Genomic DNA, 25,858 nt, shown 5'->3' with positions numbered 1-25,858 from the left:
GGCTCTCCGCGAATCAAACGATGGTGAACAGCGGCTGGTCGAATTCAACCGGCTGGCCGTCTTCCACCAGGATGGCGTCGATCACACCGCCGATCTCGGCTTCGATGTGGTTCATCATCTTCATGGCTTCGACGATGCACAGGGTGTCGCCCTTCTTCACGGCCTGGCCGACTTCCGCGTAGTTCGGCGAAGTTGGCGAAGGCTTGCGGTAGAAGGTGCCGACCATTGGCGAACGGATCACGGTGCCTTTCAGGGCCGGCGCGGCGGCAGCGGCTTCAGCGGCCGGGGCGGCAGCGGCAACAGGTGCTGCGGCGGCAACCGGAGCGGCCATCGGAGCCGGAGCGGCGAAGTACTGGGCGCCGGCCGGGGTCTTGCTGTGACGGCTGATGCGAACGGACTCTTCGCCTTCCTTGATCTCCAGTTCGTCGATGCCAGACTCTTCCAGCAGTTCGATCAGCTTCTTGACTTTACGGATATCCATTAATCATCAACTCCCAAGGTTCGGTCGGGGACGTATTTTTAAAACGTGTCGAAAACGTTTCTTCATGAGCCTCGGCCCGAAGGGGCCAAAGCCTTGTGTCATCAGGGCTGTGCGTTGGCAGCCAGGTGTTCCAGCGCGGACTCCAGGGCCAGCCGGTAACCGGTGGCACCGAGGCCGCAGATCACCCCTACGGCAACATCGGAAAAGTAGGAGTGGTGGCGGAACGGTTCACGCTTGTGCACGTTGGAGAGGTGCACTTCGATGAATGGGATGCTCACCGCGAGCAATGCGTCACGTAATGCGACGCTGGTGTGGGTGAAAGCGGCCGGATTGATCAGGATGAAGTCCACGCCTTCGTTGCGCGCGGCATGGATGCGGTCGATCAATTCGTATTCGGCATTGCTCTGCAGGTATTGCAGATGGTGGCCGGCGGCGCGGGCGCGCTGCTCCAGGTCCTGATTGATCTGCGCCAGGGTGGCGGCGCCGTAGTGGCCCGGTTCGCGGGTGCCGAGCAGGTTCAGGTTGGGGCCGTGCAGCACCAGTAGGGTTGCCATCTGCGATTCCTTGGTTTTGTAGGGCAATTCGACATAGCGCGGCGACTATGCCGTAACAAGTGATGAGTGTCCAGTTCCCGGCAATAGCCAGCACGATGTCCGAGGTTCGCGCAAAGTATGTGACCAGATGATTAAGTCTGGTCACTTGTAGCGAGATTTTTCACAGGTAGCGGGAAGTTATAGACCCAGTTGGCCACGCACGCGCGCCAAAGTCTTCGCGAAATCGCCGGCGTTTGTCTCGCCGATGACCCGATCGGCGGTCATTTCGCTGCCGTTCGCCGCAAAGAACATCAGCGCGGGCGGGCCGAACAGGCGGTAGCGGTCGAGCAGGGCACGCTGCTCGGCATTGCTCTCGGTGATGTCGACGCGCAGCAGACGGAAGGCGGCCAGTTGTGGCTGGACCTGCGGCGCATTGAGCACTTCGTGCTCGATCACCTTGCAGCTGATGCACCAGTCGGCGTACCAGTCGAGCAGCACCGGCTGGCCGGCGGCCTTGGCCTCGGCCAGGGCGGCGTCGAGAGCGGCGGGGGTGGTGAGGGTCTGCCAGGCGTCGGCTTGGGTCGCGGCGGTGTTGCTGGCCACGACTGGTGGCGGCAGCGGGCGCAGCGGGTCTCCCTGGCCGCTCAGGGCGCCATACCAGCAGGCCAGGGCGTACACCAGCAGCGCCAGACCAAGCAGTTGCGCCAGGCGTTGGCGCGGTGTCTTGACCACGAATTCCAGCGCGCCGAGGAACAGCGCCACGCCAGCAGCCAGCAGACCAACCAGCAGCAGAGTGACCGGCCCTGGCAGCACGCGGCTGAGCAGGCCGATGGCCAGGCCCAGCAGCAGCACGCCGATGGCGTTCTTCACGGTGTTCATCCAGGGGCCGCTCTTCGGCAGCCAGGCCGCGCCGCCGGTGGCCACCAGCAACAGCGGCGCGCCCATGCCCAGGCCGAGGGCGAAAAGCTTCAGCGCGCCGCCCAAGGCGTCGCCGCTGGCGCTGATGTACAGCAAGGCGCCGGCCAGAGGCGCCGAGACGCAAGGCGAAACCAGCAGGCTGGAGAGCACGCCGAGCACCGCCGCGCCGAGCAGCGAACCGCCCTTGGTGCGGTGCGCGAGGTTGTCCAGGCGGCTGCTCAGTGCCTGTGGCAGCTTGAGGTCGAACAAGCCGAACATGGCCAGGGCGAACAGCACGAAGAATGCGGCGAACGGCACCAGCACCCAGGCCGACTGCAGGCGCGCCTGCAGGTTCAGGCCGGCGCCGAACAGCCCCATCAGCGCGCCGAGCACGGCGAAGCTCGCCGCCATCGGCAGCACATAGGCCAGCGACAGCGACAGCCCGCGCAGGCCGCCGACCTGGCCGCGCAGGACCACGCCGGAGAGGATCGGCAGCATCGGCAGTACGCAGGGAGTGAAGGTCAGGCCGACCCCGGCGAGGAAGAACAGCAGCAGCGATTTCCAGGTCCAGCCCTGCTCGGCGGTTGCCGGCAGCGGGGCGCCTTGGCCGTCGATGCTCAGCCGTTCGGTTTCCGGCGGATAGCACAGGCCCTTGTCGGCGCAGCCCTGGTAGCCCACCAGCAGGGTGAAGGCGCGCGGGTCATTGCGTGGCAGCTCGATGTCGAGCACGCCGTGATAGACCTCGACGTCGCCGAAGAACTCGTCGTGCTTGGCCTCGCCCTTGGGGATGTTCGGTACGCCCAGGCGAATGTCCGCGGGCTCGGCGCGGAACTGGAAGCGATGGCGGTAGAGGTAGTAGCCGTCGGTGGCGACGAAGCGCAGCTTGATGGTCTGGGCGTCGGCCTGGACCAGGCTGAGCTTGAAGGCTTCATGCACCGGCAGGAAGTCGGCGCTGTTGGACGCGGCGCCGAGGGTGGCGCTGGGGCGGTTGTCGAGCAGGCCCGTGGCGAAGGCGGGGCTGGCCAGCAGCAGGAACAGCAGGAAAAACAGGCGGCGCATGGCGGACTCGCGAGGTGGAACGTGGCGGGCATGATAGCGGAGTTGGCGCGGCCATGGGCCATCGCGGGGCAAGCCCGCTCCCACGCTGGTGATGCTTGCCACTCTGCTCCTGCCTACCAGAGTGGCGTGGGAGCGGGCTTGCCCCGCGATGCTTTCAGAGCCGGAACGCCCGCACCGCCGTATTCAACTCGCCGCCCAGCTTGAGCAACTGCTCGCCCTGCTCACGCCCTTCACCAATGCGCTGCAGGTTGTCCTCGCCCAGCTCGTGAATCCGCTCGCTGTGATCGCGGATCTCGCTTACTGCTCCGCTCTGTTGCGCGGTCACGTCGGCAATGCGCACCGCCGTGTCGGAGATGGTGCGGATGGCGCTGACGATCGCGTCCAGCGCGCCATCGGCCGATTGTGCCTGGTTGGCCGTGGCCTCGGCGTGTTCCAGCTGGGCACGCATGCCCTCCACCGATTCACGAGCGGCCTGCTGCAGGCGGTCGATCAGCGCCTGGATCTCGCCGGTGGCGCCGGTGGTGCGCTGGGCCAGCGAGCGCACCTCATCGGCAACCACGGCGAAACCGCGTCCCATCTCCCCGGCCCGGGCCGCTTCGATGGCAGCGTTGAGGGCCAGCAGGTTGGTCTGCTCGGCGATCGCCCGGATCACCGTGAGCACGCTGCCGATGGTGGCCGACTCTTGCGCCAATTGCTCGATCATCCGGGCGTTGCCCTGCACCTCGTCGACCAGCGAACGCAGGCCGGACAGGCTCTGGCCGATCACCGTCTGGCCCTGCTCCACGGCCCGGCCGGCATCGCGGCTGGCCTCGGCGGCGGCGCTGGCATCGCCGGCCACCTGCTGGATCGTCGCCTCCAGTTCACCCAGGGCGTCGCGGATCTGCGCGGTGTCGCCGGCCTGGCGTTCGGCGCCGTCGTGCAGGGCGCTGCTCATGCCGGCCAGCGCGTGACTGCTGCCGGCCACCTGTTCGGCGTTGTGGCGGATGGTGCCGACCAGCCCCACCAGGTACTGGCGCAGGCGGTTGAGCGATTCCTGGATGTCGTGCAGCTCGCGATTGGTGCGGCCCAGGGCGATGGCCTGGGCGAAGTCGCCCTCGGCCCAGCGCGACAGCGCCGGCGCCAGGCTGGTCAGGGTGCGCGCCAGGCGGCGCTGCAGGGTATCGATGAGCAGGGCGATCAGCAGAATCAGGCCGATCATCAGGCCCTGGATGAGGCGTACCTCGCTGGCGATGGTCGCGTGCAGACCGCGCACCTCGGGCTCCAGGCCGGCGATGGCCTGTTGCACCGCATCCAGGCGTTCGCCGGTGCTGGCGGCCAGCGCGGCGCGGCGCTCGATCTGCTCGCGGGTGCGCTGCAGTTCGCCGGGGTAGCGCCCGAGCAGGCTGTGCAGCTCGCGCTTCAGGCCCACGGCGATGTCTTCCTGCTGGCTGCTGGCCTGGGATTCCAGACCCATCATCGCGGCGAAGTCGTCGGCGTTGGATTCGGCGGCGCGGGTCACCCCCAGCAATGGCAGGCTGTCGATGGCCTGGGCCTGGGCGGCGATCAGTTGCAGTTCGCGCTGCACCTCGTCGGCCAGCTCGGCGCGCCCGCTGCTGACCAGCTTGTCGCGAGCCAGGGACAGCCGACCCAGGTGCAGGGAGGCCTCCAGCAGCGGCGCCAGGTAGCGGCCGGCGTCGCTGCTGGCGCTGTCGCGGGCGTAGCCAACCAGTTGCTCGAGGTTCGCTCCCAGCTCCCGCTCGGCCTGCAGCAGCAGGACCTGGGGATCGCCGGCCAGCTTGCCGGCGGCGAGCAGTTCGTTGGCGGTGAAGCCTTGCAGGTTGTCCAGGCTCGGACGCAACTTGGCCGACAGGTCCTCGGGCCAGTCGGCCAGGGCGGCCTGCAGCTGCTTGTTGGCCTCCATGGCCGCGGCATGGCGCAGGGCATCGCCGCTGCCCAGGTACGCCTGGATATTGCGCGCGGTGTCGTTCTGGAACTGCTGGGACAGGCCCAGATAGCGCTCCATCAGTTGGTAGGGACGTTCCAGGGCGCGTTGCGACCACCACAGGGTCGCGCCCAGGGCGATACACACGGTCACCAGCAACAGGGTGTTGAAATTGGTCAGCCACTTCAGGCGCATAGCCGCGAACTTCCTGCGGAGGGGGAGTGGAGAGGTCGGGGCCTGAAGTTATTGCGATTTTGTGACGAGGTGATGACGCCGGAGGGTTGGCGCCATAAAAAAGTGGCACAGTGCCGGTATTGTTTGATGGTTGCTCTCTGTAGGAGCGGCCTTGCCGAGGCGTCGGACCGGTCGGAAAGGGCTGCGCAAGGCCGCTCCTACAGGGTCGAGTTAAATCAGTGGATTACGAGTTTTCCATTAGAGCGGCCCATGTCGGCGGCTACGGCTCGACCCTGACCACGCAGTTACGCCCGGCATGCTTGGCCCGGTACAGCGCCTCGTCGGCGGCGCTGGCCATGGTCAGCGCATCGAGGCTGTCGTCCAGCTGCACCACACCGCCGCTGAAGGTGCACTGCAGGTCGTGGGGCTGGGCCGGGTAGTGGATTTCGGCGAAGCGCCTGCGGATTTCGTCCAGCACCTTGTGCGCGGCCTCGAGCCCGGTGCCGGGCATGACGATGGCGAATTCCTCGCCGCCGTAGCGGCCGATGAAGTCGGTCTTGCGCAGGCGTTGCTTGAGGAACAGCGCCAGGCTCTTGATCACCCGGTCGCCCATGGGGTGCCCGTGGCGGTCGTTGATCTTCTTGAAATGGTCGATGTCGAGCATGGCGAAACTCAATGGCTGCGCTTCGCGGCGGGCGCGGAAACTGCAGTCTTCGAGCAGTTGCAGGATATGGGTGTGGTTATACAGCCCGGTAAGGCTGTCGCGGACCATCCGCGCCTTGAGGTGGCGGGCGCGGGCGGCGCGGTTGCGCACGGTGGTCACCAGGTGCCGCGAGCGGATCGGCTTGGTGAGAAAGTCGTCGCCGCCTTCGCTCATGGCATCGAGCTGCTTGTCCAGGTCGTCCTCGGCCGACAGGTAGATGATCGGCACGCTGACATAGCGATCGTTGTGGCGGATCACCTTGGCCAGCTCCGGACCCGTGCACTCGGGCATGTACAGGTCGAGAATGATCAGGTCGGGCTGGAAGTCGGCCAGCTCGCTCATGGTGCGGATCGGCTCGGTCAGGGTGCGGGTAATGATCCCGGCGCCGTTGAGCAGGCGTTCGGTGTGCAGGGCCTGGGCGCGGGAGTCGTCGATCACCAGCACGCGGAACGGGTCGTACTGGGTGGCGCTGGTCAGCAGTTCGAGCTTCTCCAGCAGGCTCGAGGCGTCCAGGGTGCCGGTGAGAAACTCCTGGCCGCCGGCGCGCACGGCGGCCAGGCGGGTCGGGGTGTCGGTTTCGTGCAGGCTGAAGAACAGCAGCGGTACCGGCTGTTCCAGCCCCCGCTGGGCCTGGGCCGCCAGTTGCAGGCCGATGCCGGGGCCGGTGAAGTCGACATCCATGACGATGGCCGAAGGCAGGCGTTCGCTCATCGAAGCCTGGAATGCGTCGGCGCTGAACAGCGCCTGCACCGTCAGGCCGAAGAACTCCAACTGCTGGGCCAGGCGCTCGGCGCGGTCGTGGTCCTGCAGGACGATGTACACCGGCTTGCGCAGCGGTGGCAGGGGCACGTTGTCGAGCTGGTCGCCCTTGCGCAGGCCGGTGCGCGAGAGACGCTGCATCAGGCGGTTGAGCTCGCTGATCAGTTCAGAGTTGAGCCGGGCACTGTTGGCCTCGATGGCGCGCAAGGTCTGGCCGATGGCCGTCGACAGGCTGCGGTGCTCGGGCTGCTCGAACCGCTCGGCATAGCGCTGCAGGCGTAGATTGGCTTCGCACAGCTCGCCCAGGTCGCCGCTGGACCATTGGCCGCGCTGCAGGCGCTGCCAGATCTCGAGCATCTGCCGGGCCTGGTGGATCACCCGCTGGGCAAAGTGCTGCTTGAGGCGTTCGTGGCTCGGCTCGGCTGGCTGGGTCATGTCCTGACTACTTATAGGTGGGCGGGGCGCAGGTTCAATGATGGCTCTATGCTAGCACCGCTTTTCCGACAAGCGAGTGCCTCGGGTCAACAAAGTGTTCAAGGCCCGTTATTCAGTTGCCGACCCGTTGGTCGCTTATACGAATGGCGGTGTCTGCTTTATAGTGCTGCCACCTGGGTTTGTCGTGGCACCCTGGCCGAGGCCTGCGGTCCAAGCCCTGAACCGTTCGTGACTGATTAAGGACACTGCCATGCTGGATTGGAAAAACCGTGAGGCCAAGGCCGAGCCCCGTGAGCGGGTCGATACCCGTGGCGCCGCCACCCGTAGCTACCTTGGCGGCTTGTGGAGCCGCGCCCTGGGCACGCTGATCGGCCTTTACCTGCTGGTGTGCATTGGCCTGGGCTGGTACTGGAGCCAGGAGCCGGATCTGTTCCCGGTGCAGCAGAACGCCCAGGCTGCCGCCGAGCGCAACGGCCAGCAGATGGTGGTCGGCTACACCACCGTCGAGACCCTCAAGACCGTGGCCGGAACCCTGCTCGACAAGCCGGGCGGCTACATTTCCAATGACCGCTTCCCGCCAGGGCTGTGGATGGACAACATGCCGAGCTGGGAATACGGCGTGCTGGTCCAGGTGCGCGACCTGTCCCGCGCCCTGCGCAAGGACTTCGCCCGCTCCCAGTCGCAATCGACCGAGGACGCCGACCTGGCCAAGGCCGAGCCGCGCTTCAACTTCGACAACAAGAGCTGGATCCTGCCGTCGAGCGAGTCGGAGTTCGAGGAGGGCATCAAGTCGCTGAACCGTTACCAGACCCGTCTGGCCAAGGGCGACCAGGGCGCGATCTTCTACACCCGCGCCGACAACCTGAACAACTGGCTGGGCGATGTCGCCACCCGTCTGGGCTCGCTGTCGCAGCGCCTGTCGGCCAGCGTAGGCCGGGTCAAGCTGAACAACACCCTGAAGACCGAGACCGTGGCCCCGGGCCAGGCGCCGCAGGTCGACGAGGAAGTGGTCGAGACTCCGTGGCTGCAGATCGACAACGTGTTCTACGAGGCCCGTGGCCAGGCCTGGGCGTTGTCGCACCTGCTGCGCGCCATCGAGGTGGACTTTGCCGACGTGCTGGCGAAAAAGAACGCCACGGTCAGCGTGCGGCAGATCATCCGCGAGCTGGAAGCCTCGCAGGAAGCGCTGTGGAGCCCGATGGTGCTCAATGGCAGCGGCTTTGGCATGTGGGCCAACCACTCGCTGGTGATGGCCAACTACATTTCCCGAGCCAACGCCGCGGTCATCGACCTGCGCCAACTGCTGTCCCAGGGCTGAGATGCCGGTCAATCCTGCCGAGGTCGCGCACCGCGCGGCCTCCGACGCCGAGCTGGTGGCCTGGGTCGACGAGCATGATCAACTGCTCGGCGCCCTGCCACGGGCCGAGCTGCGCGAGCGAGGCCTGATCGGGCGCTGCACCTTCATCTTGCTGTTCAACGGCGCGGGCGAGCTGTGCGTGCACCGTCGGACCCTGAGCAAGGCGCTGTATCCCGGTTACTGGGACGTGGCGGCGGGGGGCATGGTCGGGGTGCAGGAGTCCTACGCCGATTCGGCGGCGAGGGAGCTTGCCGAGGAACTGGGGGTGAGCGGTGTCGAGCTGCGCTTCCACGAGACGTTCTACTTCGAGCAGCCGGGCAACCGCTTGTGGTGCGCGGTGTATTCGGCGGTGTGGGACGGGCCGTTGCGCTTGCAGCCCGAGGAGGTTATCGAGGCGCGGTTCATCAGTTTGCAGATAATCGAGCAAGAGAGCGTGAAGAAACCGTATTGCCCGGACTCGCTGGTGGCGTTGCAGCGGTACAGGAACAGTCTGATTTAGCGGTGTTGCCTCTTGGGGCGCTTTGCGCCCCTTTCGCGACACAAGGCCGCTCCTACAGGGGATCGCGTTCTCCTGTAGGAGCGGCCTTGTGTCGCGAAAGGGCTGCGCAGCAGCCCCAAGCATCTGAAGGTCGCAAAACTTTCGTAAAATGGCGCAATCCTGTACTTAGCAACAGCCAGATTTATCGTTACACTGCGCGCCCTTTTCGGGCTGTCGCATGACCTTGCGGCAGTAGCGCCGCCCCTGCCAGAGTGGGGCTTCGCGGTCGGCTCCCGCCGACCAGTTTTTTGTCCTCGGCACAGAGGAACAAAAGTGGCCAAGAAAGCTTCTTCCTTCGCCGCCCTTGGCGGTCTCGTATATTCCACCGATGCCGGTCGGCACTGTCCCGACTGTGGCCAGCCGGTGGACGCCTGCATCTGCAAGCAGCAGGTCATCCCCGAAGGCGATGGCATTGCCCGTGTGCGTCGTGAAAGCAAAGGTCGCGGCGGCAAGACCGTGACCACCATCACCGGCGTGCCGCTGCCCCTCGAACAGCTCAAGGAGCTCGCCAGCACGCTCAAGCGTCGTTGCGGCACCGGCGGCGCGCTCAAGGACGGGGTCATCGAGATTCAGGGCGACCACGTCGAACTGTTGCTCGGCGAGCTGATCAAACAGGGCTTCAAGGCGAAAAAATCCGGCGGCTGAGGCTGTCGTGCGACTTTTCGCCCAGCGCTTTCTAAACTCGATGCCGTGGCCAGGGTCTATCCGGGGGCACGGACGATTCGTCATTTTCAGCTTCTACACTGCGCCCGCCACCTGACGGGGCAGTGTCTTGGACTTATCTATAGGGGACTTGAATGTCCGTACGACGCACACGCAAAGACGATGGTAGCCAATGGACCGTGGCCGACAGCCGCAGTGTTTATGGCATCCGCCATTGGGGCGCTGGTTATTTCGCCATCAATGAAGCCGGGCGCGTCGAAGTGCGCCCCAACGGCCCGGACAGCGCGCCGATCGACCTGTTCGAGCAAGTCCAGGAGCTGCGCCAGAGCGGCCTGTCGCTGCCGCTGCTGGTTCGTTTCCCGGACATCCTGCAGGACCGCGTGCGCCAGCTGACCGGCGCCTTCGATGCCAACATCGCGCGCCTGGAGTACCAGAATCAGTACACCGCGCTGTACCCGATCAAGGTCAACCAGCAGGAGGCGGTGGTCGAGAACATCATCGCCACCCAGAACGTCTCCATCGGCCTGGAAGCCGGCTCCAAGCCCGAGCTGCTGGCGGTGCTGGCGCTGGCGCCGAAGGGCGGCACCATCGTCTGCAACGGTTACAAGGACCGCGAGTTCATTCGCCTGGCGCTGATGGGCCAGAAGCTCGGTCACAACGTGTTCATCGTCATCGAGAAGGAATCCGAGGTCGCCCTGGTGATCGAGGAAGCCGCGGAGCTGAAGGTCAAGCCACAGGTCGGCCTGCGCGTGCGCCTGTCGTCGCTGGCCTCGAGCAAGTGGGCCGACACCGGCGGCGAGAAGTCCAAGTTCGGCCTGTCCGCCGCCCAGCTGATCTCGGTGGTGCAGCGCTTCCGTGATGCGGGCCTGGACCAGGGCATCCGCCTGCTGCACTTCCACATGGGCTCGCAGATCGCCAACCTGGCCGACTACCAGCACGGTTTCAAGGAAGCCATCCGCTACTACGGCGAACTGCGCGCGCTGGGCCTGCCAGTCGATCACATCGACGTCGGCGGCGGCCTGGGCGTTGACTACGACGGTACCCATTCGCGCAACGCCAGCTCGATCAACTACGACATGGACGACTACGCCGGCGTGGTGGTCGGGATGCTCAAGGAGTTCTGCGACGCGCAGGGCCTGCCGCACCCGCACATCTTCTCCGAGAGCGGCCGCTCGCTGACCGCGCACCACGCCATGCTGGTGATCCAGGTGACCGACGTCGAAAGCCACAACGACGAGATGCCGACCATCGAGAACAAGGAGTCGCTGCCCGAGACCGTGCAGTGGCTGGCCGACCTGCTCGGCCCCACCGACATCGAGATGGTCACCGAGACCTACTGGCGCGCCACCCACTACATGGGCGACGTGGCCGCGCAGTATGCCGACGGTAAGCTGACCCTGGCCGAAAAAGCCCTGGCCGAGCAGTGCTACTTCGCCGTGTGCCGTCGCCTGCACAACTCGCTCAAGGCCCGCCAGCGCTCGCACCGCCAGGTGCTGGACGAGCTGAACGACAAGCTGGCCGACAAGTACATCTGCAACTTCTCGGTGTTCCAGAGCCTGCCGGACACCTGGGCCATCGGCCAGGTGCTGCCGATCATCCCGCTGCACCGCCTGGACGAAGAGCCGCTGCGCCGCGCCGTGCTGCAGGACCTGACCTGCGACTCCGACGGCAAGATCAACCAGTACGTCGACGAGCAGAGCATCGAGACCAGCATGCCGGTGCACGCGGTCAAGGAAGGCGAGGACTACCTGCTGGGCGTGTTCCTGGTGGGCGCGTACCAGGAAATCCTCGGCGACATGCACAACCTGTTCGGTGACACCGACTCGGTGAACATCTACCAGAACGCCGACGGCAGCGTGTACCACGCCGGCATCGAGACCCACGACACCATCGAGGACATGCTGCGCTACGTGCACCTGTCGCCGGAGGAGTTGATGACCCACTACCGCGACAAGGTGGCCAGCGCCCGGATCAGCGCGCGCGAGCGCACGCAGTTCCTTGATGCGCTGCGCTTGGGCTTGACCCGGTCTTCGTACCTGTCTTCGTAATCCCCGGGGCCGCTTTGCGGCCCATCGCGACACAAGGCCGCTCCTACAGGCGATCGCGCAATAATTGCCATACGCGATCCCCCTGTAGGAGCGGCCTTGTGTCGCGATCTGAGGGCGCAGCCCTCACCGCGTCATACCCGGTAATGATCCGCTTACGCCATCCCTCATCGAGACACCTATCCTGCGAATGCAATGTTCAAAGGAAGTCGACATGGACCGTCACGGCAATCATCGCCTGCGCCAAGGGCGCTTTTCAGAGTCAGGCAGGCTTTATCTGCTAACTACCGCTACCCGCCAGCGTAGCCCACTGTTTCAGAATCTTTGGTTTGCGCGAGCGGCCATCCATCAATTGCGTCTGAATGATCATGAAGGTAGCTGCCGTACATTGGCTTGGGTTCTGATGCCAGACCATCTGCACTGGTTGATCGAGCTTGGGCCTACCAGCCTCGACAAACTCATGTGTGCCTTCAAGTCGCGAAGCAGCTGTGCTCTTTACCGTAAAGGTGCCGAGCGACAGCACATCTGGCAGCCTGGATTTTACGACCGGGCATTGCGCAAGGACGAGGATGTCAGGGCTGCTGCCCGTTACATCATCGCCAACCCGATTCGGGCTGGACTGGTTAGACGAGCCGGCGAGTACCCACATTGGGATTGTGTGTGGCTGTGAGCCCGCAGGTGAGGGCTTCGCCCTCATTTCGCGACACAAGGCCGCTCCTACAGGCGATCGCGCAATAATTGCCATACGCGATCCCCCTGTAGGAGCGGCCTTGTGTCGCGAAGGGCCGCGCAGCGGCCCCGGCGTCACTGAATCCAGCGCTGCTTCTTCTGCAACCGCCACCCCACCCATCCCAGCGTCACCGCCCGCAGCGCCATGAACAGCAAAAAGGCCAGCCACAACCCATGGTTGCCCAACCCGCTCAACCCCAGCGCAAAGGGCAGGGCGATCAGCACCGACACCAGCATCGCATTGCGCATCTCCCGCGCCCGCGTGGCGCCGATGAACAGCCCATCGAGCAGATAACTCCACACCGCCACCAATGGCAGCACCGCCAGATACGGCAGGAACGGATATGCCGCCTCGCGCACGCTGGCGATGTCGGTCTGCAGGTCGATGAACAGGTGACCACCCAGCACGAACAGCACCGCGAACCCCAGGCTGACGATCAGCGACCAGCCACAGGCCACCACCAGCGCTCGTTTCAGGGTACGGCGATCACGGGCGCCGATGGCATGCCCGCACAGTGCCTCGACCGCATGCGCCAGGCCATCGAGGGCATAGGCGGTGAGCATCAGCCCGTTGAGCAGCAGGGCATTGGCCGCCACCGTCGCCTCGCCCAACCGCGCGCCTTGCACGGTCAGCAGCAGGAACACCAGCTGCAGCGCCAGGCTGCGCAGGAAGATATCGCGGTTCACCGCCAGCAAGGGTCGCCAGGCCTGCCAGCGCTTCAGCACGGCCCAGGCGATGTGCCCGGGATAGGCGCGCAGCGCCGGGCGGGTGAGGGCCAGGCCGAGCAGGGCGGCGCTCCATTCGGCGATCACCGAGGCCCGCGCCGAGCCGACCACGCCCCAGTCCAGGCCGAGCACGAACCACAGGTTCAAGGCGATGTTCAGCAGGTTGGTGGTCAGCAGGATCGCCAGCGGCGCCCGGGCGTTCTGCGTGCCGAGGAACCAGCCGACCAGGGCGTAGCTGGCCAGCGCCGCCGGCAGGCCGAGCAGGCGCGTGTGGAAGAACGCCTCGGTGGAGGCATGCAGTGCCTCGCTGGGCTGCATCGCGTGCAGCGCCAGCTGGCTGAAGGGCAGGGCGAGCAGGCCGATCAGCAGAGCGAAGGCCAGTGCCAGCAACAGCCCCTGCACCAGCACCTGACGCAGCGCGGCGCCGTCGGCGCGGCCGGCCGCCTGGGCGGCGAAACCGGTGGAGCCCATGCGCAGGAAGCCCATCAGCCCAACCATGAAGGTGAACAGCGTGGCGCCCACCGCCACCGCGCCCAGCTGGTGAGCGTGGGGCAGGTGGCCGATCACCGTGCTGTCGACCAGCGCCACCAGCGGCACCGAGATGTTGGACAGGATCATCGGCGCGGCCAGGGCCCAGACCTTGTGGTGGGTGGGGCGGTCGCGCCAGGCGGTGGACAGTGAAGACATGCGGGCTCCAGCGGGGATGCAAATTGGGCCATCGCGGGGCAAGCCCGCTCCCACGCAAGTGCACTTCATCACGTGGGAGCGGGCTTGCCCCGCGATGGTCGAACGGATTGTACCGCCCCGGCAACCAATCGGCGCGAACACGGTCTCACTTGCCGCGCATCGCCAGGTAAGCCCCTCGGCGTTGCGCTATAGTTGCCCCCCTCACGTACACGCTGCCGAAGAGTTCTCTCTCAATGCTCAACAAAGGATTGTTGCTGGCCTGCGCGCTGGCCCTGCTCAGTGCCTGTGACTCGTCCACGCCGGACAAGCCATCGGCCCCCGCCGACGCCGCCACCGCCGTCGCGCCCGCCGAAACCAAGGCAGCCAAGCGTGAAGACCCGGCGCTGCTCGCCAAGCGCTACGCCGGCCGCGAGCTGACCGTGCTGGACGTCTCGGAAGTCCAGCTCGACGGCGCCAGCACCCTGTCGGTCAGCGTCTCCGCGCCGCTGGACGCCAACCAGGACTTCGCCGCCAAGCTGCACCTGGTCGACACCGTCAAGGGCAAGGTCGACGGTGCCTGGGAGCTCTCCGACAACCAGATGGAGCTGCGCCTGCGCCACCTGGAGCCGCAGCGCAAGATGGTCCTGACCATCGACAAGGGCCTGCTCTCGGTCAACGGCAATCAGCTTGAGGCCGAATCGGTCAGCCGCTTCGAGACCCGCGACATGCAGCCCACCGTGGGCTTCGCCAGCCGTGGTTCGCTGCTGCCCACGCGCCTGGCCGAAGGCCTGCCGGTGATCGCGCTGAACGTCGACAAGGTCGATGTCGAGTTCTTCCGCATCAAGCCGGACATGCTCTCCAGCTTCCTGGTCAACTGGGGCCGCAACTCAAGCCTCTACTACTACCAGTCCAAGGAAACCCTGGAGATGGCCGAGCTGGTCTACAGCGGCCGCTTCGACCTCAACCCCGCGCGCAACACCCGCGAGACCGTGCTGCTGCCGATCGCCGGGATCAAGCCGCTGCAGGAGCCGGGCGTGTACCTGGCGGTGATGCGCGCCTCGGGTACCTATGACTATTCGCAGCCGGCGACCCTGTTCACCCTGAGCGACATCGGCGTTTCCGCCCACCGTTACCGCGACCGCCTGGACGTGTTCAGCCAGGCCCTGGAAGGCGGCAAGGCGCTCAAGGACGTCACCCTCGAACTGCACGACGACAAAGGCAAGTTGCTGGCCCAGGCCAAGACCGATGGCGACGGCCATGCCCAGCTGCCGATCACCGCCAAGGCCGACACCCTGATCGCCACCCAGGGCGTGAACACCACCCTGCTGCGCCTGAACACCGCCGCCCTGGACCTGGCCGAGTTCGACATCACCGGCCCCCAGGCCAACCCGCTGCAGTTCTTCATCTTCGGCCCGCGCGACCTGTATCGCCCGGGCGAGACCGTGCTGCTCAACGGCCTGCTGCGCGATCAGGACGGCAAGCCGGTCAAGGCCCAGCCGGTGAATGTGGAAGTGCGCCGCCCGGACGAGCAGGTCAGCCGCAAGTTCGTCTGGGAGGCCGACCAGAACGGCCTGTTCCAGTACCAGCTGCAACTGGCCAGCGAGGCCCCGACCGGCCGCTGGCAACTGCTGCTGGACCTGGGTGGTGGGCGCAAGCAGGTCTACGAATTCCTCGTCGAGGACTTCCTCCCCGAACGCCTGGCGCTGGAACTCAAGGGCAGCAGCACGCCGCTGGCGCCGGAGGAGACCGCCACCATCCAGGTCAATGGACGTTACCTCTACGGCGCGCCGGCCGCCGGCAACCGCCTCAGCGGCCAGGCCTACGTGCGCCCGCTGCGTGAAGCGGTCAAGGCGCTGCCGGGCTACCAGTTCGGCGCGGTCACCGAGACCGACCTGAACCAGGACCTGGAGCTGGACGAAGTCACCCTCGATCAGAACGGCAAGGCCCGCATCGATATCGAAAGCCGCTGGGCCGAGGCCCGTTCGCCGCTGCAACTGACCGTGCAGGCCAGCCTGCAGGAGTCCGGCGGCCGGCCGATCACCCGGCGCCTGGAGCAGCCGATCTGGCCTGCCGAACGCCTGCCGGGCCTGCGCGGCCTGTTCGATGGCGAAGAGACCGACGGCGATGGTCCGGTGGAATTCGAGTTCCTGGTGGCCGACCGCGACGGCAACAAGCTCGCCGCCGACAACCTGAAGGTGCGCCTGATTCGCGAGCGCCGCGACTACTACTGGAACTACTCGCAGAGCGACGGCTGGAGCTACAACTACAACGAGAAATTCCTCACCCAGGCCGAGGAGACCGTCAGCGTGAAGGCCGGCTCCACCGCCAAGCTGAACTTCCAGGTGGAGTGGGGCCCGTACCGCGTCGAGGTGGAAGACCCGCAGACCGGCCTGGTTTCCAGCGCGCGCTTCTGGGCCGGCTACCGCGCCCAGGACAACGCCGAAGGCGGCGCCGTGCGCCCCGACCAGGTCAAGATCGCCCTGGACAAGCCAGCCTACAAGGAAGGCGGCACCGCCAAGGTCACCGTCACCCCGCCGGCCGCCGGCAGCGGCTACCTGATGATCGAGTCCGCCGATGGCCCGTTGTGGTGGCAGGAGATCGAGGTGCCCGCCGAAGGCAAGACCTTCGATGTCGAGCTGGACAAGCAGTGGGCGCGCCACGACCTGTACATCAGCGCCCTGGTGATCCGCCCGGGCGAGCGCAAGGCCAATGCCACGCCGAAACGCGCCGTGGGCGTGCTGCACCTGCCTCTGGACCGCGCCGAGCGCAAGCTGGCCGTGTCGCTGCAGGCGCCGGAGAAGATGCGACCCAAGCAGCCGCTGACGGTCAAGCTCAAGGCGGTCAACGCCGACGGCAGCGTGCCGAAGCAGGTGCATGTGCTGCTATCCGCAGTCGACGTGGGCATCCTCAACATCACCGACTTCAAGACCCCCGACCCGTTCGCCAGCCTGTTCGGTCGCAAGGCCTATGGCGCCGACCAGCTGGACATCTATGGCCAGCTGATCGAAGCCGGCCAGGGCCGCCTGGCCAGCCTGGCCTTCGGTGGCGACGCCGCCATGGCCAAGGGCGGCAAGCGCCCGAACACCACGGTGACCATCGTTGCCCAGCAGAGCCTGCCGGTGACCCTCGACGAGAAAGGCGAAGGCCAGGCCACGGTCGATATTCCCGACTTCAACGGCGAGCTGCGGCTGATGGCCCAAGCCTGGACCGAGGAACACTTCGGCATGGCCGAAGGCAAGACCGTGGTCGCCGCGCCGCTGATCGCCGAACTGTCCGCGCCGCGCTTCCTGGCCGGTGGCGACCGCACCAGCCTGGCGCTGGACCTGGCCAACCTCTCCGGTCGCGCCCAGCAACTGACCGTGCAGCTGGCTGCCGAAGGGCAGTTGAGCCTGGCCGCTGGCGCGTCGCAAACCGTTGCCCTCGCCGAAGGCCAGCGCACCACGCTGATGATCCCGGTGCAGGCCCAGGGCGGCCTTGGCCAGGGCAAGGTGCGCGTGCAGGTCAATGGCCTGCAACTGCCGGGCGAGCCAGCCAACACCTTCGAGCGTGAGTGGACCTTGGGCGTGCGTCCGGCCTACCCGGCGATGCTCAAGCACTACCGCGTGGCCCTCAAGGACCAGCCCTGGAGCCTGCCGGACAGCGACCTGGCCGAGTTCGAAGCGGCGGGCCTTGAAGCCAGCCTGGCGCTGTCGAGCCGCCCGCCGCTGAACCTGGCCGAGCAGATCCGCGCCCTGGAAGCCTACCCTTACGGCTGCCTGGAGCAGACCACCAGTGGCCTGTACCCATCGCTGTACGCTGATGCCGACAGCCTCAAGCGCCTGGGCATCAAGGGCGAACCTGCCGATGTGCGCAAGCGCAAGATCGAGATGGGCATCGAACACCTGCTGGGCATGCAGCGCTACAACGGCAGCTTCGGCCTGTGGAGCTCGGACAGCGAGGAAGAGTATTGGCTGACCGCCTACGTCACCGACTTCCTGCTGCGTGCCCGCGAGCAAGGTTACGGCGTACCGGCCGAAGCGCTGAAGAAGGCCAGCGAGCGCCTGCTGCGCTATGTGCAGGAGCGCAACCTGATCGAAGTCGACTACAGCCAGAACGCCGACCACACCCGCTTCGCCGTGCAGGCCTATGCCGGCCTGGTGCTGGCGCGCAGCCAACAGGCGCCGCTGGGCGCCCTGCGCAGCCTGTTCGAGCGCCGTGCCGACGCCCGCTCCGGCCTGCCGCTGGTGCAGCTGGCGGTGGCGCTGGACAAGATGGGTGACAAACAGCGTTCGCAGCAGGCGCTGCAGGCGGGCCTGTCTGTCACGCGGGGCAAAGGCTGGATGGCCGACTACGGCAGCGCCCTGCGTGACCAGGCGCTGATCCTGGCCCTGCTGCAGGAGAACAACCTGGCCGGCAACCAGGTCGACCAGCGTCTGTTCGGCCTGTCCGACGAGCTGGCCGCCAACCGCTGGCTGTCCACCCAGGAGCGCAACGCGCTGTTCCTCGCCGGCCGTGGCCTGCTGGGCAAGCCGGAAGGCAACTGGAAAGCCCGCCTGGACAGCGCCGGTGAAGTGCGCGAGTTCGACAACAACGACTCGGGCATGAAACTCGAAGGCCCGCTGCTGGCCTCGCCGCTGAGCATTCAGAACCAGGGCGGCGACACCCTGTACCAGCAGTTGACCCTGTCCGGTTACCCGCGTCAGGCCCCGGCCGCCAGCGGCAACGGCATGGAGATCCGTCGCGAGTATCTGGGCATGAACGGCCAGGCGCTGGATGTGCGCAACCTGCGCAGCGGCGACCTGGTGCTGGTGCACCTGGCGCTCAAGGCCCAGGACCAGGTGCCGGACGCCCTGGTGGTGGACTTGCTGCCGGCGGGCCTGGAGCTGGAGAACCAGAACCTGGCGCAGAGCGCTGCCAGCCTGGACAACGCCAGCAGCGCGGTGAAGCAGTGGCGCGAGTCGATGCAGAACGCCAGCGTGGTGCACCAGGAGTACCGCGACGACCGCTACGTGGCGGCGCTCAAGCTCGACAGCTACGGCACCACCCACCTGCTGTACCTGGCCCGTGCGGTGACCCCGGGCAGCTACCGCATCCCGCCGCCGCAGGTGGAGTCGATGTACCGGCCGAACCTGCAGGCGATCGGCGACAGCCAGGGGGAGATGGTGGTGCGCGCCCGCTGAGTTCACGCGCCCCCTGTAGGAGCGGCCTTGTGTCGCGAAAGGGCCGCGTAGCGGCCCCCGATCTTGACGCCAACGCGAGAATCGCCGGGGCTGCTACGCAGCCCTTTCGCGACACAAGGCCGCTCCTACACCGGGCTGTGCAAGGCTTTCAGTGCACCACCCAACTCAACACCCACAACCCCAGCAACGCCCAGATGATCCCGAGGACGATCGACGCCCGCATGAACGCGCGGATCGCCGAGTACAGCAGCATCAGGCCGACGATCAGCGCCAGGATGCTGACCAGCGAGGTGTCCATGCCCAGCGTGCGCGCCAGGCCATCGATGAAATTGCCACCGGCGTTGGCCAGCAGGTTGAACAACCCGCCCAGGCCGTCGACGATGAAACGGATCACCGAACCCAGTACCTGGCCCAGCCACTCGAAAAAACCTTCTACATGCATAGTCGCTTCCTGATCAACGAATCGGCGATTCCCAGCCTTTGGCCATGCTCCGGCCCGGTCGGTTCCCGATGCCAAGCTTAGCGCGCCCGCGTCTGTTCAAGCTGCTGCGGCGTACCGCCATCACCATGACGGCGATCCTGGCCCTGCTGTGGCTGGCCGACCGGATCTGGCCATTGCCCATGCCGGGCGACGATCTGGCGCGGGTGGTGCTGGCCGAGGACGGCACGCCGCTGTGGCGCTTCGCCGACGCCGACGGCGTGTGGCGCTACCCGGTCAGTCCGGACGAGGTTTCGCCGCTCTACCTCGAAGCCTTGCTCGCCTACGAGGACCGCTGGTTCTATCAGCATCCGGGCGTGAACCCCATGGCCCTGGTCCGGGCAGCGTGGCTCAACCTGCGCGGGGGACGGGTGGTGTCTGGCGGCAGTACCCTGTCGATGCAGGTGGCGCGACTGCTCGACCCGCACGACCGTACCCTGGCCGGCAAGCTGCGCCAGCTGTGGCGTACGGCGCAGCTGGAGTGGCACCTGTCCAAGGCCGAGATCCTGCAGCTGTATCTCAACCGGGCGCCGTTCGGCGGCACCTTGCAGGGCGTGGCCGCGGCCAGCTGGGCCTACCTGGGCAAGTCGCCGAAGCACCTGACCCCGGCCGAGGCCGCGCTGCTCGCCGTGCTGCCCCAGGCGCCGAGCCGCCTGCGCCCGGACCGCCATCCCGAGCGTGCCCAGCGCGCCCGGGACAAGGTGCTACAACGCCTGGCCGAGTACCAGGTGTGGCCGGCCCAACGCATCGACGAGGCCCGCGAAGAGCCGCTGCTGCTGGCGCCACGCCAAGAGCCGGCGCTGGCGCCCTTGCTGGCGCGGCGGCTGAACACGCCAGGCAGCCCACCGCTGATCCGCACCACCCTCGACGCCGCCCTGCAACGGCGCCTCGAAGACCTGCTGATGGGCTGGCGTGCCCGCCTGCCCGAACGCACCTCAGCGGCGCTGCTGGTGGTGGAGACCCAGAGCATGGCGGTGCGCGCCTATCTCGGCTCCATCGACCTGGGCGACGAGCGCCGCTTCGGCCACGTGGACATGATCCACGCCCTGCGCTCGCCCGGCTCTACCCTCAAGCCGTTCCTCTACGCCATGGCCATGGACGACGGCCTGATCCACTCCGAATCGCTGCTGCAGGATGTGCCCCGGCGCTATGGCGACTACCGCCCCGGCAACTTCTCCATGGGCTTCAGCGGCCCGGTGTCGGCCAGCTCGGCGCTGGCGCTGTCGCTCAACCTGCCGGCGGTGCAATTGCTCGAGGCCTATGGCCCGAAACGCTTCGCCGCGCAGATGCGCATGGGTGGCATGCCGCTGGTGCTGCCGCCGCTGGCCGAGCCGAACCTGTCGTTGATCCTCGGCGGCGCGGGCAGCCGGCTGGAGGACCTGGTCGGTGGTTATGCGGCGTTCGGTCGTGGCGGCAACAGCGCGAAGATTCGCCTGCAGCCCCAGGACCCGCTGGTGGAGCGCCGCCTGCTGTCGCCGGGCTCGGCGTGGATCACCCGGCGCATTCTCAGCGGCCTGGCCCGCCCGGACCGCGATCCCCACGCCGAACTGGTGCAGCGCCCGCAGCTGGCGTGGAAGACCGGTACCAGCTACGGCTTTCGCGATGCCTGGTCGGTGGGGGTTGGCCCGCGCTACCTGATCGGCGTGTGGATCGGCCGCCCCGATGGCACCCCGGTGCCGGGCCAGTTCGGCCTGGCCTCGGCGGCGCCGCTGATGCTGCAGGTGCATGATCTGCTGAGCAATCGCGACAGCCAGCGCGGCATCGAGGTGCCGGTCGAGCCGGTGCCGGCGTCGGTGGGTGTGGCGGCGATCTGTTGGCCGTTGGGCCAGCCGATGAACCGCCAGGACGCCAACTGCCGCCGCCAGCGTTTCGCCTGGACCCTGGACGGCACCACCCCGCCGACCTTGCTGGCGGCCGACCAGCCTCTGGGGCTGGGTTTGCGCGAGACGGCGTGGCTCAACGACCAGGGGCTGCGTGTCGATGCCGGGTGCCCCGGGGCCAAGGCCCATGATGTCGCCTTGTGGCCGGCCCCGCTGGAACCCTGGCTGCCACGGGCCGAGCGCCGTGCTGCGCGGCTGCCCGCGGTGGATCCGGCCTGCCCGCCACAGCTGGTGGCCAGCGCGCCGCCGCTGTCGATCGTCGGCGTGCGCGCCGGCGACAACCTGCGCCGCCCGGCCACCAGCCACGAGCCGTTGCAGCTGCGGGTGTCGGCCTTGGGCGGCGCGGGGCGACGCTGGTGGTTCCTCAATGGCCAGCCGCTGGGCGAAACCCAGGGCCAGGACAGTCTGCCGGTACGATTCGAACAGGCCGGCAGCATCGAGTTGAGCGCGCTGGATGAAAGCGGCGAGACAGCACGGGTGGCGTTTCAGGTCAGCGAGTGAGTCGAGCTCGCACGCTCTCGAACGCCGAGGCGCCTGCTTCGCGGGTAAACCCGCTCCCACAGGTTCACCTATGCCTCGAGGCCTGCGCCATACCTGTGGGAGCGGGTTTACCCGCGAAAGGGCCCGAGCTGGCATCTGCGAGGGAGTGAGGGTTGTGGGGTGGATCGGGGACAATCTTCAGCATGATGAGTCCTCAATTTGAGATGGAACCATCACCGTTCGCTGTCAAACAAAGGGTGGCAGCTGTACGTGGGTTGACAGACCGGTCAAATAGAGGAAACCCGGCGCACCCGAAGATGCCCCACGCACAGCCGCCATTGCGGAATAGCCATGCGTGCGTATTTGAGTCGGCCTGTCAAAGCCGGTCGCTGATTGCAGCGACTGCCCGAGACTAGAGGCCAACCCAGAGCACCGCAATGGCTTGAAAGGGCTTGGGAGTATGTTTGGGAGATGGACTACAGGGAATGGGAAAAGTCATATAAATCGGCGATCTGTTCGAGGTTGCTGGGGCTGCTTTGCAGCCCTTTCGCGACACAAGGCCGCTCCTACAGACGATCGCGTTCCCCTGTAGGAGCGGCCTTGTGTCGCGAAAGGGGCGCGCAGCGGCCCCAGCATTCTGTCAGCCACCCGTACTAATAATTTATGAATATTCCTTTCGGAACTTCACGTTATCGATTAAGCAAAATCATCATAAAATCATGGACTTATCATCGGTCACAGCCCTCTCCCACAGGTACTAACACCAAGTTGTAATCTACCCGTCTCGCCCCCCTCGGCTTTCACTTCTGGTTGCAAGCACAATAACCAGCAGCGGGAGTCTTTCCATGAACACTCAAGCGTGGGTCAAGACAGCAACGGCGCTGACGATGATCATGTCCCTGGGCCTTGCCGGTTGCAGCAGTGGCGGTGGCGGACATCACAGCGAGGTCGACGGCTCCTCGGCCGGTGGTAGTGCCGGCGCGGGTGCCGGAGGCTCGGACGGAACCGGAGGCACAGGTGGCACTGGCGGTACGGGCGGTGGCTCCACGCCGGGCGATGGCAGTGCGGGTACCGGTGGCGGCACTGGCGGTGGAGGTACAGGCGGCGGCACCACGCCCGGTGGCGGCGATGGCGGCACGGGTGGCGGCACGACGCCCAGCACCCTGGTCACTGGCCAAGTGGTCGATCAGTTGGGTAACACGGTATCCGGCGTCGGTGGCGGGGTGAGCAATCTCGGCCAGGCGATCGGCTCGCTGCCCATCGCCGGCGATACATCGCTCACCGGCGGCGTGGGCGCGCTGGTGTCCTCCACCGGCGACGCGGTGAACACTGTCGGCAGCGGCCTGAGCGATGGGCTGGGGCAGCTTGGCACCGGCAACAATGCGCTGGGCACCACCGTCGGCGTGGTCGGCGCGGCCACCGCCGACCTGGGCACTGGTGTCTCCGGCCTGGGCCAGGGCGTGACCGGGCTGGCCAGCAATGGCCCGGTCGAACAGGTGCCGGTGGTCAACCAGCTGGTCGCCGGGGCCGGGCAGGGCGTCGATCGGGTCGGCCAGGCCGTGACCATGCTCGGCAACACGCTCTCGCCGATCGGCACCAGCGGCCCGCTGGCCGGGGCGACCCAAGGCGCGAGCGATGCGTTGGTGCCGGTGGTCTCGCTGGTGGAAAACACCACGGCCAACGTCTCTCGGCAGACCGGGCTCGCCAGCCCGCTCAACCAGACGCTGAACCAGACCGGCAGTGCCTTGAACCAGGCCGGTCAGCAACTGGCCGGCACGGGCAATCCATTGGGGTCCACGCTCGGGCAGACGGTCGCCAATGCCGGCTCCGCCGCGAGCACCGCCAGCGGGCTGGCGCCTGTCACCGGTGGGCCACGCAGCGGCTTGCTGGAAACCGCGGGCGGCGTGGTCGCCGGTGTTGGCGGCGGCCTGGCCTCGAGCAGCGGCAGCCCGACCGTGAGTGGTATCGGCGCCAGCGCGGTGCAGGCGGGCAACACTGTTGCCAGCCTGGGTCCGGTGCTTGGCGGCAACGGGGTGACCAACACGGCGGCAGGCACGCCTGTCGCGGCGCTGACCCAGCAGGTGGGCAGCGGGCTCAACCCGGTGGTCGCCGGTGTGTCCAGCGTGACCCAGCAGGTCGGCGCCAGTACGGGCGCGGGGGCGCCGGTGGCCGGGCTGTTGAACCAGGTCGGTGGCGCGGTGGCCACGGCCGGCGCGCAACTGACCGGCGCCACGGCCAACCCGGTGGCCAGCCAGCTCGGCGCCACGGTCAGCGCGGTCGGCGGGACGGTCAGCCAGGCCGGCTCCCTGGTCAACGCCAATGGCGCGCAGGGCGCCGGCCTCGGCGGCGCGCTGAGTGGCGTGACGGGTGCCCTGGCAGGCGGGCAGCGCTGAGGCGACGGGCTACGCTCAAGGTGAGCGAGACCGACTGGCGCGCCGTGCGCCGGTCGGTCACCCAGCCACCCGTGGATCATGGAGTGTCCAAATGCGCCGATTGCTGGTGACGCTGCTGGCGCTGTCCGGCGCCTGCCTGGTTCGGGCCGAGCCCCTGCCGAGTTTCCTCAACAGCAACGAGACCGAGCGCCGTCTGCCCACGCCGAACCTGCCAGTGGACGCCTATCGCCCAGGTCCGCCGGGCCTGCGGATGCCCACCGTGGACGCCACGCGCCAACCACCGTTGCTGATGAGCACCCGGGTGGCGGTGCGCAAGGTGCGCTTCGAGGGCGGTACCGTCTACCCCCTGGCTGACTTGCGCGAGCACTTCCAGCCGGTGATCGGGCGCGAGGTGACGCTGGCCGAGCTGATCGAGGTCACCCGCCGCCTCACCCAGCGCTACCAGCAAGACGGCTACCTGCTCTCGTACGCCTACCTGCCGCCTCAGGACTTCGCCGATGGCCGGGTGCGGGTGGTGCTGGTGGAGGGCTATATCCACGACTATCGGATCGAGGGCGATATCGGTTCGGCGCGGGCCTACCTGGAGCGCCTGATGGACCGGCTCAAGGCCGAGCGCCCGCTGACCCGCGAGCGCTTCGAGCGCTACACCAGCCTGGCCGGGCGCATCCCCGGGGTGACCTTCCAGGCCCAGGTGCCGCCGCCGGGCACCACCGATGGCGCGACGCGGCTGATTGCCCAAGTCTCGCGCAAGCCCTTCACCACGACCCTGAGCCTGAACGATGGCAGCCGCGATGATCTGCAGGCATTGCTGGGCGCCAGCAGCAATGCCCAGACCCGTTTCGCCGAGCAACTGAGCGCCAGCGTGCTGGTGCCGCCCGGCGAGGACGAGGAGCACTACTACCGCCTCGACTACAGCCAGTTCCTCGACGCCGAGGGCTCGCAGTTGCTGTTGTCAGCCTCGCGCTACCGCAGCGACCCCAAGGCGCGCATCCGCCTGGACAACGGTATCGACCTGACCCAGCACCGTGAGAACGAACGCTACTCGGTGGGCATCAGCCAGTCGCTGATCGCCTCGCCCAGCGAATGGCTGGAGGTGGTCGGGCGTTTCTACGTGGTCAACGATCGCATCGACTACCAGGTGGTCGGCTATCCACTGCGACTGGACAGCCGTACCGACATTCGCGCGCTGTCCTTCGAGGGGGACTGGCGCAAGGCCGAGGCGCGGCGCCTGCGCATCCTCAGCGCGGGTGTCTACCAGGGCCTCGACCGCCTGGGGGCGAACACCAATGCCGACTACGACCTGGACTTTCTGCGCCTGCGGGTTTCGGGCGTGCAGAGCGACAACTTCACCGACAACTGGCAGGGCGTGGCCTCGGCGGCGGCCTACTGGAGTAACGACAGCCTACCCGACAGCGAGCGTGCGGTGTTCGGCGGGCAGAATTTCGGGCGCGGCTATCCCAGCGACCAGGGTTCGGGGGACAAGGGCTGGGGGCTGGCGTACGAGCTCAACTACAGCTTCCGGCGCGACGACGGCTGGCTCAAGGTCGTGCAGCCTTACCTGGCGCTCGACACGGCGCGGGCGTGGTTCAACGAGCTGGACGTGAGGGACAGCAAGATGTCATCGGCGGCGCTGGGACTGCGGTTTGGCGATATGCGCTACTACAACATCGCGGTCGAGGTCGCCAAGCCGATGTCGGACATCGCCCTGGACAGCTTCAACCGCAGGCCGCGGCTGAACCTGAGTTTCAGTTATCAGTTGTAGGGAGACGCTCCTACAGGGGG

General features: G+C 66.9%; 16 protein-coding genes. 9 read left to right on the top strand and 7 right to left on the bottom strand.

Features of this window, described 5'->3' with window-relative positions; all coding sequences use genetic code 11:
- Positions 1 to 13: 13 nt before the first annotated feature.
- The 5 genes from accB to ACYUME_RS23165 form a co-directional block, all read right to left on the bottom strand.
- Positions 14 to 481, bottom strand: coding sequence for an acetyl-CoA carboxylase biotin carboxyl carrier protein (gene accB, locus ACYUME_RS23185; RefSeq protein ID WP_186714982.1), 468 nt, complete (start codon positions 479 to 481; stop codon positions 14 to 16).
- 101 nt (positions 482 to 582) lie between these two features.
- Positions 583 to 1,035, bottom strand: a complete 453-nt coding sequence (gene aroQ, locus ACYUME_RS23180) for a type II 3-dehydroquinate dehydratase (protein ID WP_011535870.1) — start codon at positions 1,033 to 1,035, stop codon at positions 583 to 585.
- Between the two features lie 177 nt (positions 1,036 to 1,212).
- Positions 1,213 to 2,970 carry a protein-disulfide reductase DsbD gene (locus tag ACYUME_RS23175; RefSeq protein ID WP_460417082.1) on the bottom strand — a complete coding sequence of 586 codons (1,758 nt, stop codon included), beginning with the start codon at positions 2,968 to 2,970 and terminating at the stop codon, positions 1,213 to 1,215.
- Positions 2,971 to 3,124: 154 nt separating this feature from the next.
- Positions 3,125 to 3,904, bottom strand: a complete 780-nt coding sequence (locus tag ACYUME_RS23170) for a methyl-accepting chemotaxis protein (RefSeq protein WP_460419435.1) — start codon at positions 3,902 to 3,904, stop codon at positions 3,125 to 3,127.
- A gap of 1,441 nt (positions 3,905 to 5,345) precedes the next feature.
- Positions 5,346 to 6,962: a diguanylate cyclase gene (locus ACYUME_RS23165; protein ID WP_460417080.1), complete on the bottom strand. Its 1,617-nt coding sequence runs from the start codon at positions 6,960 to 6,962 to the stop codon at positions 5,346 to 5,348.
- A gap of 250 nt (positions 6,963 to 7,212) precedes the next feature.
- On the opposite strand from ACYUME_RS23165, the gene ACYUME_RS23160 reads away from it, so the two are divergent.
- The 5 genes from ACYUME_RS23160 to ACYUME_RS23140 all read left to right on the top strand — a co-directional run bounded on the left by ACYUME_RS23160 (position 7,213) and on the right by ACYUME_RS23140 (position 12,235).
- A complete protein-coding gene (locus ACYUME_RS23160) occupies positions 7,213 to 8,280 on the top strand; it encodes a DUF2333 family protein (protein ID WP_279882634.1) in 1,068 nt (355 codons plus the stop codon).
- Between the two features lies 1 nt (position 8,281).
- A complete protein-coding gene (locus ACYUME_RS23155) occupies positions 8,282 to 8,818 on the top strand; it encodes an NUDIX hydrolase (protein WP_279882632.1) in 537 nt (178 codons plus the stop codon).
- A 312-nt stretch (positions 8,819 to 9,130) separates the two neighbouring features.
- Positions 9,131 to 9,502, top strand: coding sequence for a translation initiation factor Sui1 (locus tag ACYUME_RS23150; protein WP_050703605.1), 372 nt, complete (start codon positions 9,131 to 9,133; stop codon positions 9,500 to 9,502).
- A 152-nt stretch (positions 9,503 to 9,654) separates the two neighbouring features.
- Positions 9,655 to 11,568 (top strand): arginine decarboxylase, encoded by a 1,914-nt coding sequence (gene speA / locus ACYUME_RS23145; protein ID WP_279882630.1) that lies wholly within the window; start codon positions 9,655 to 9,657, stop codon positions 11,566 to 11,568.
- Positions 11,569 to 11,779: 211 nt separating this feature from the next.
- Positions 11,780 to 12,235 (top strand): REP-associated tyrosine transposase, encoded by a 456-nt coding sequence (locus ACYUME_RS23140; protein ID WP_460417078.1) that lies wholly within the window; start codon positions 11,780 to 11,782, stop codon positions 12,233 to 12,235.
- Positions 12,236 to 12,369: 134 nt separating this feature from the next.
- On the opposite strand, the gene ACYUME_RS23135 is transcribed toward ACYUME_RS23140, so the two are convergent.
- Positions 12,370 to 13,707 carry an MATE family efflux transporter gene (locus ACYUME_RS23135; RefSeq protein ID WP_460417076.1) on the bottom strand — a complete coding sequence of 446 codons (1,338 nt, stop codon included), beginning with the start codon at positions 13,705 to 13,707 and terminating at the stop codon, positions 12,370 to 12,372.
- A gap of 233 nt (positions 13,708 to 13,940) precedes the next feature.
- Here ACYUME_RS23135 and ACYUME_RS23130 point away from each other — a divergent pair, with 233 nt between their 5' ends.
- The gene (locus ACYUME_RS23130) at positions 13,941 to 18,845 is read left to right on the top strand and encodes an alpha-2-macroglobulin family protein (protein ID WP_460417075.1); all 4,905 of its coding nucleotides are present in this window, start codon (positions 13,941 to 13,943) and stop codon (positions 18,843 to 18,845) included.
- Between the two features lie 148 nt (positions 18,846 to 18,993).
- Here ACYUME_RS23130 and ACYUME_RS23125 read toward each other — a convergent pair whose 3' ends face one another.
- Positions 18,994 to 19,287 (bottom strand): hypothetical protein, encoded by a 294-nt coding sequence (locus ACYUME_RS23125; RefSeq protein ID WP_460417074.1) that lies wholly within the window; start codon positions 19,285 to 19,287, stop codon positions 18,994 to 18,996.
- Positions 19,288 to 19,355: 68 nt separating this feature from the next.
- Between ACYUME_RS23125 and pbpC the strand changes: the two genes are divergently transcribed.
- From pbpC to ACYUME_RS23110, 3 genes are all read left to right on the top strand, one after another.
- Positions 19,356 to 21,704, top strand: a complete 2,349-nt coding sequence (gene pbpC, locus ACYUME_RS23120; protein ID WP_279884582.1) for a peptidoglycan glycosyltransferase PbpC — start codon at positions 19,356 to 19,358, stop codon at positions 21,702 to 21,704.
- A gap of 824 nt (positions 21,705 to 22,528) precedes the next feature.
- Positions 22,529 to 24,076, top strand: a complete 1,548-nt coding sequence (locus tag ACYUME_RS23115) for a collagen-like triple helix repeat-containing protein (protein ID WP_460417072.1) — start codon at positions 22,529 to 22,531, stop codon at positions 24,074 to 24,076.
- A gap of 91 nt (positions 24,077 to 24,167) precedes the next feature.
- Complete coding sequence (locus ACYUME_RS23110) at positions 24,168 to 25,838, top strand: ShlB/FhaC/HecB family hemolysin secretion/activation protein (RefSeq protein WP_460417070.1); 1,671 nt, start codon at positions 24,168 to 24,170, stop codon at positions 25,836 to 25,838.
- Positions 25,839 to 25,858: the final 20 nt, after the last annotated feature.

This window comes from Pseudomonas sp. microsymbiont 2, assembly GCF_054788395.1.
The sequence above is the reverse complement of the archived record's forward strand: the minus strand, read 5'-3'. Positions and strand labels throughout refer to the sequence as shown.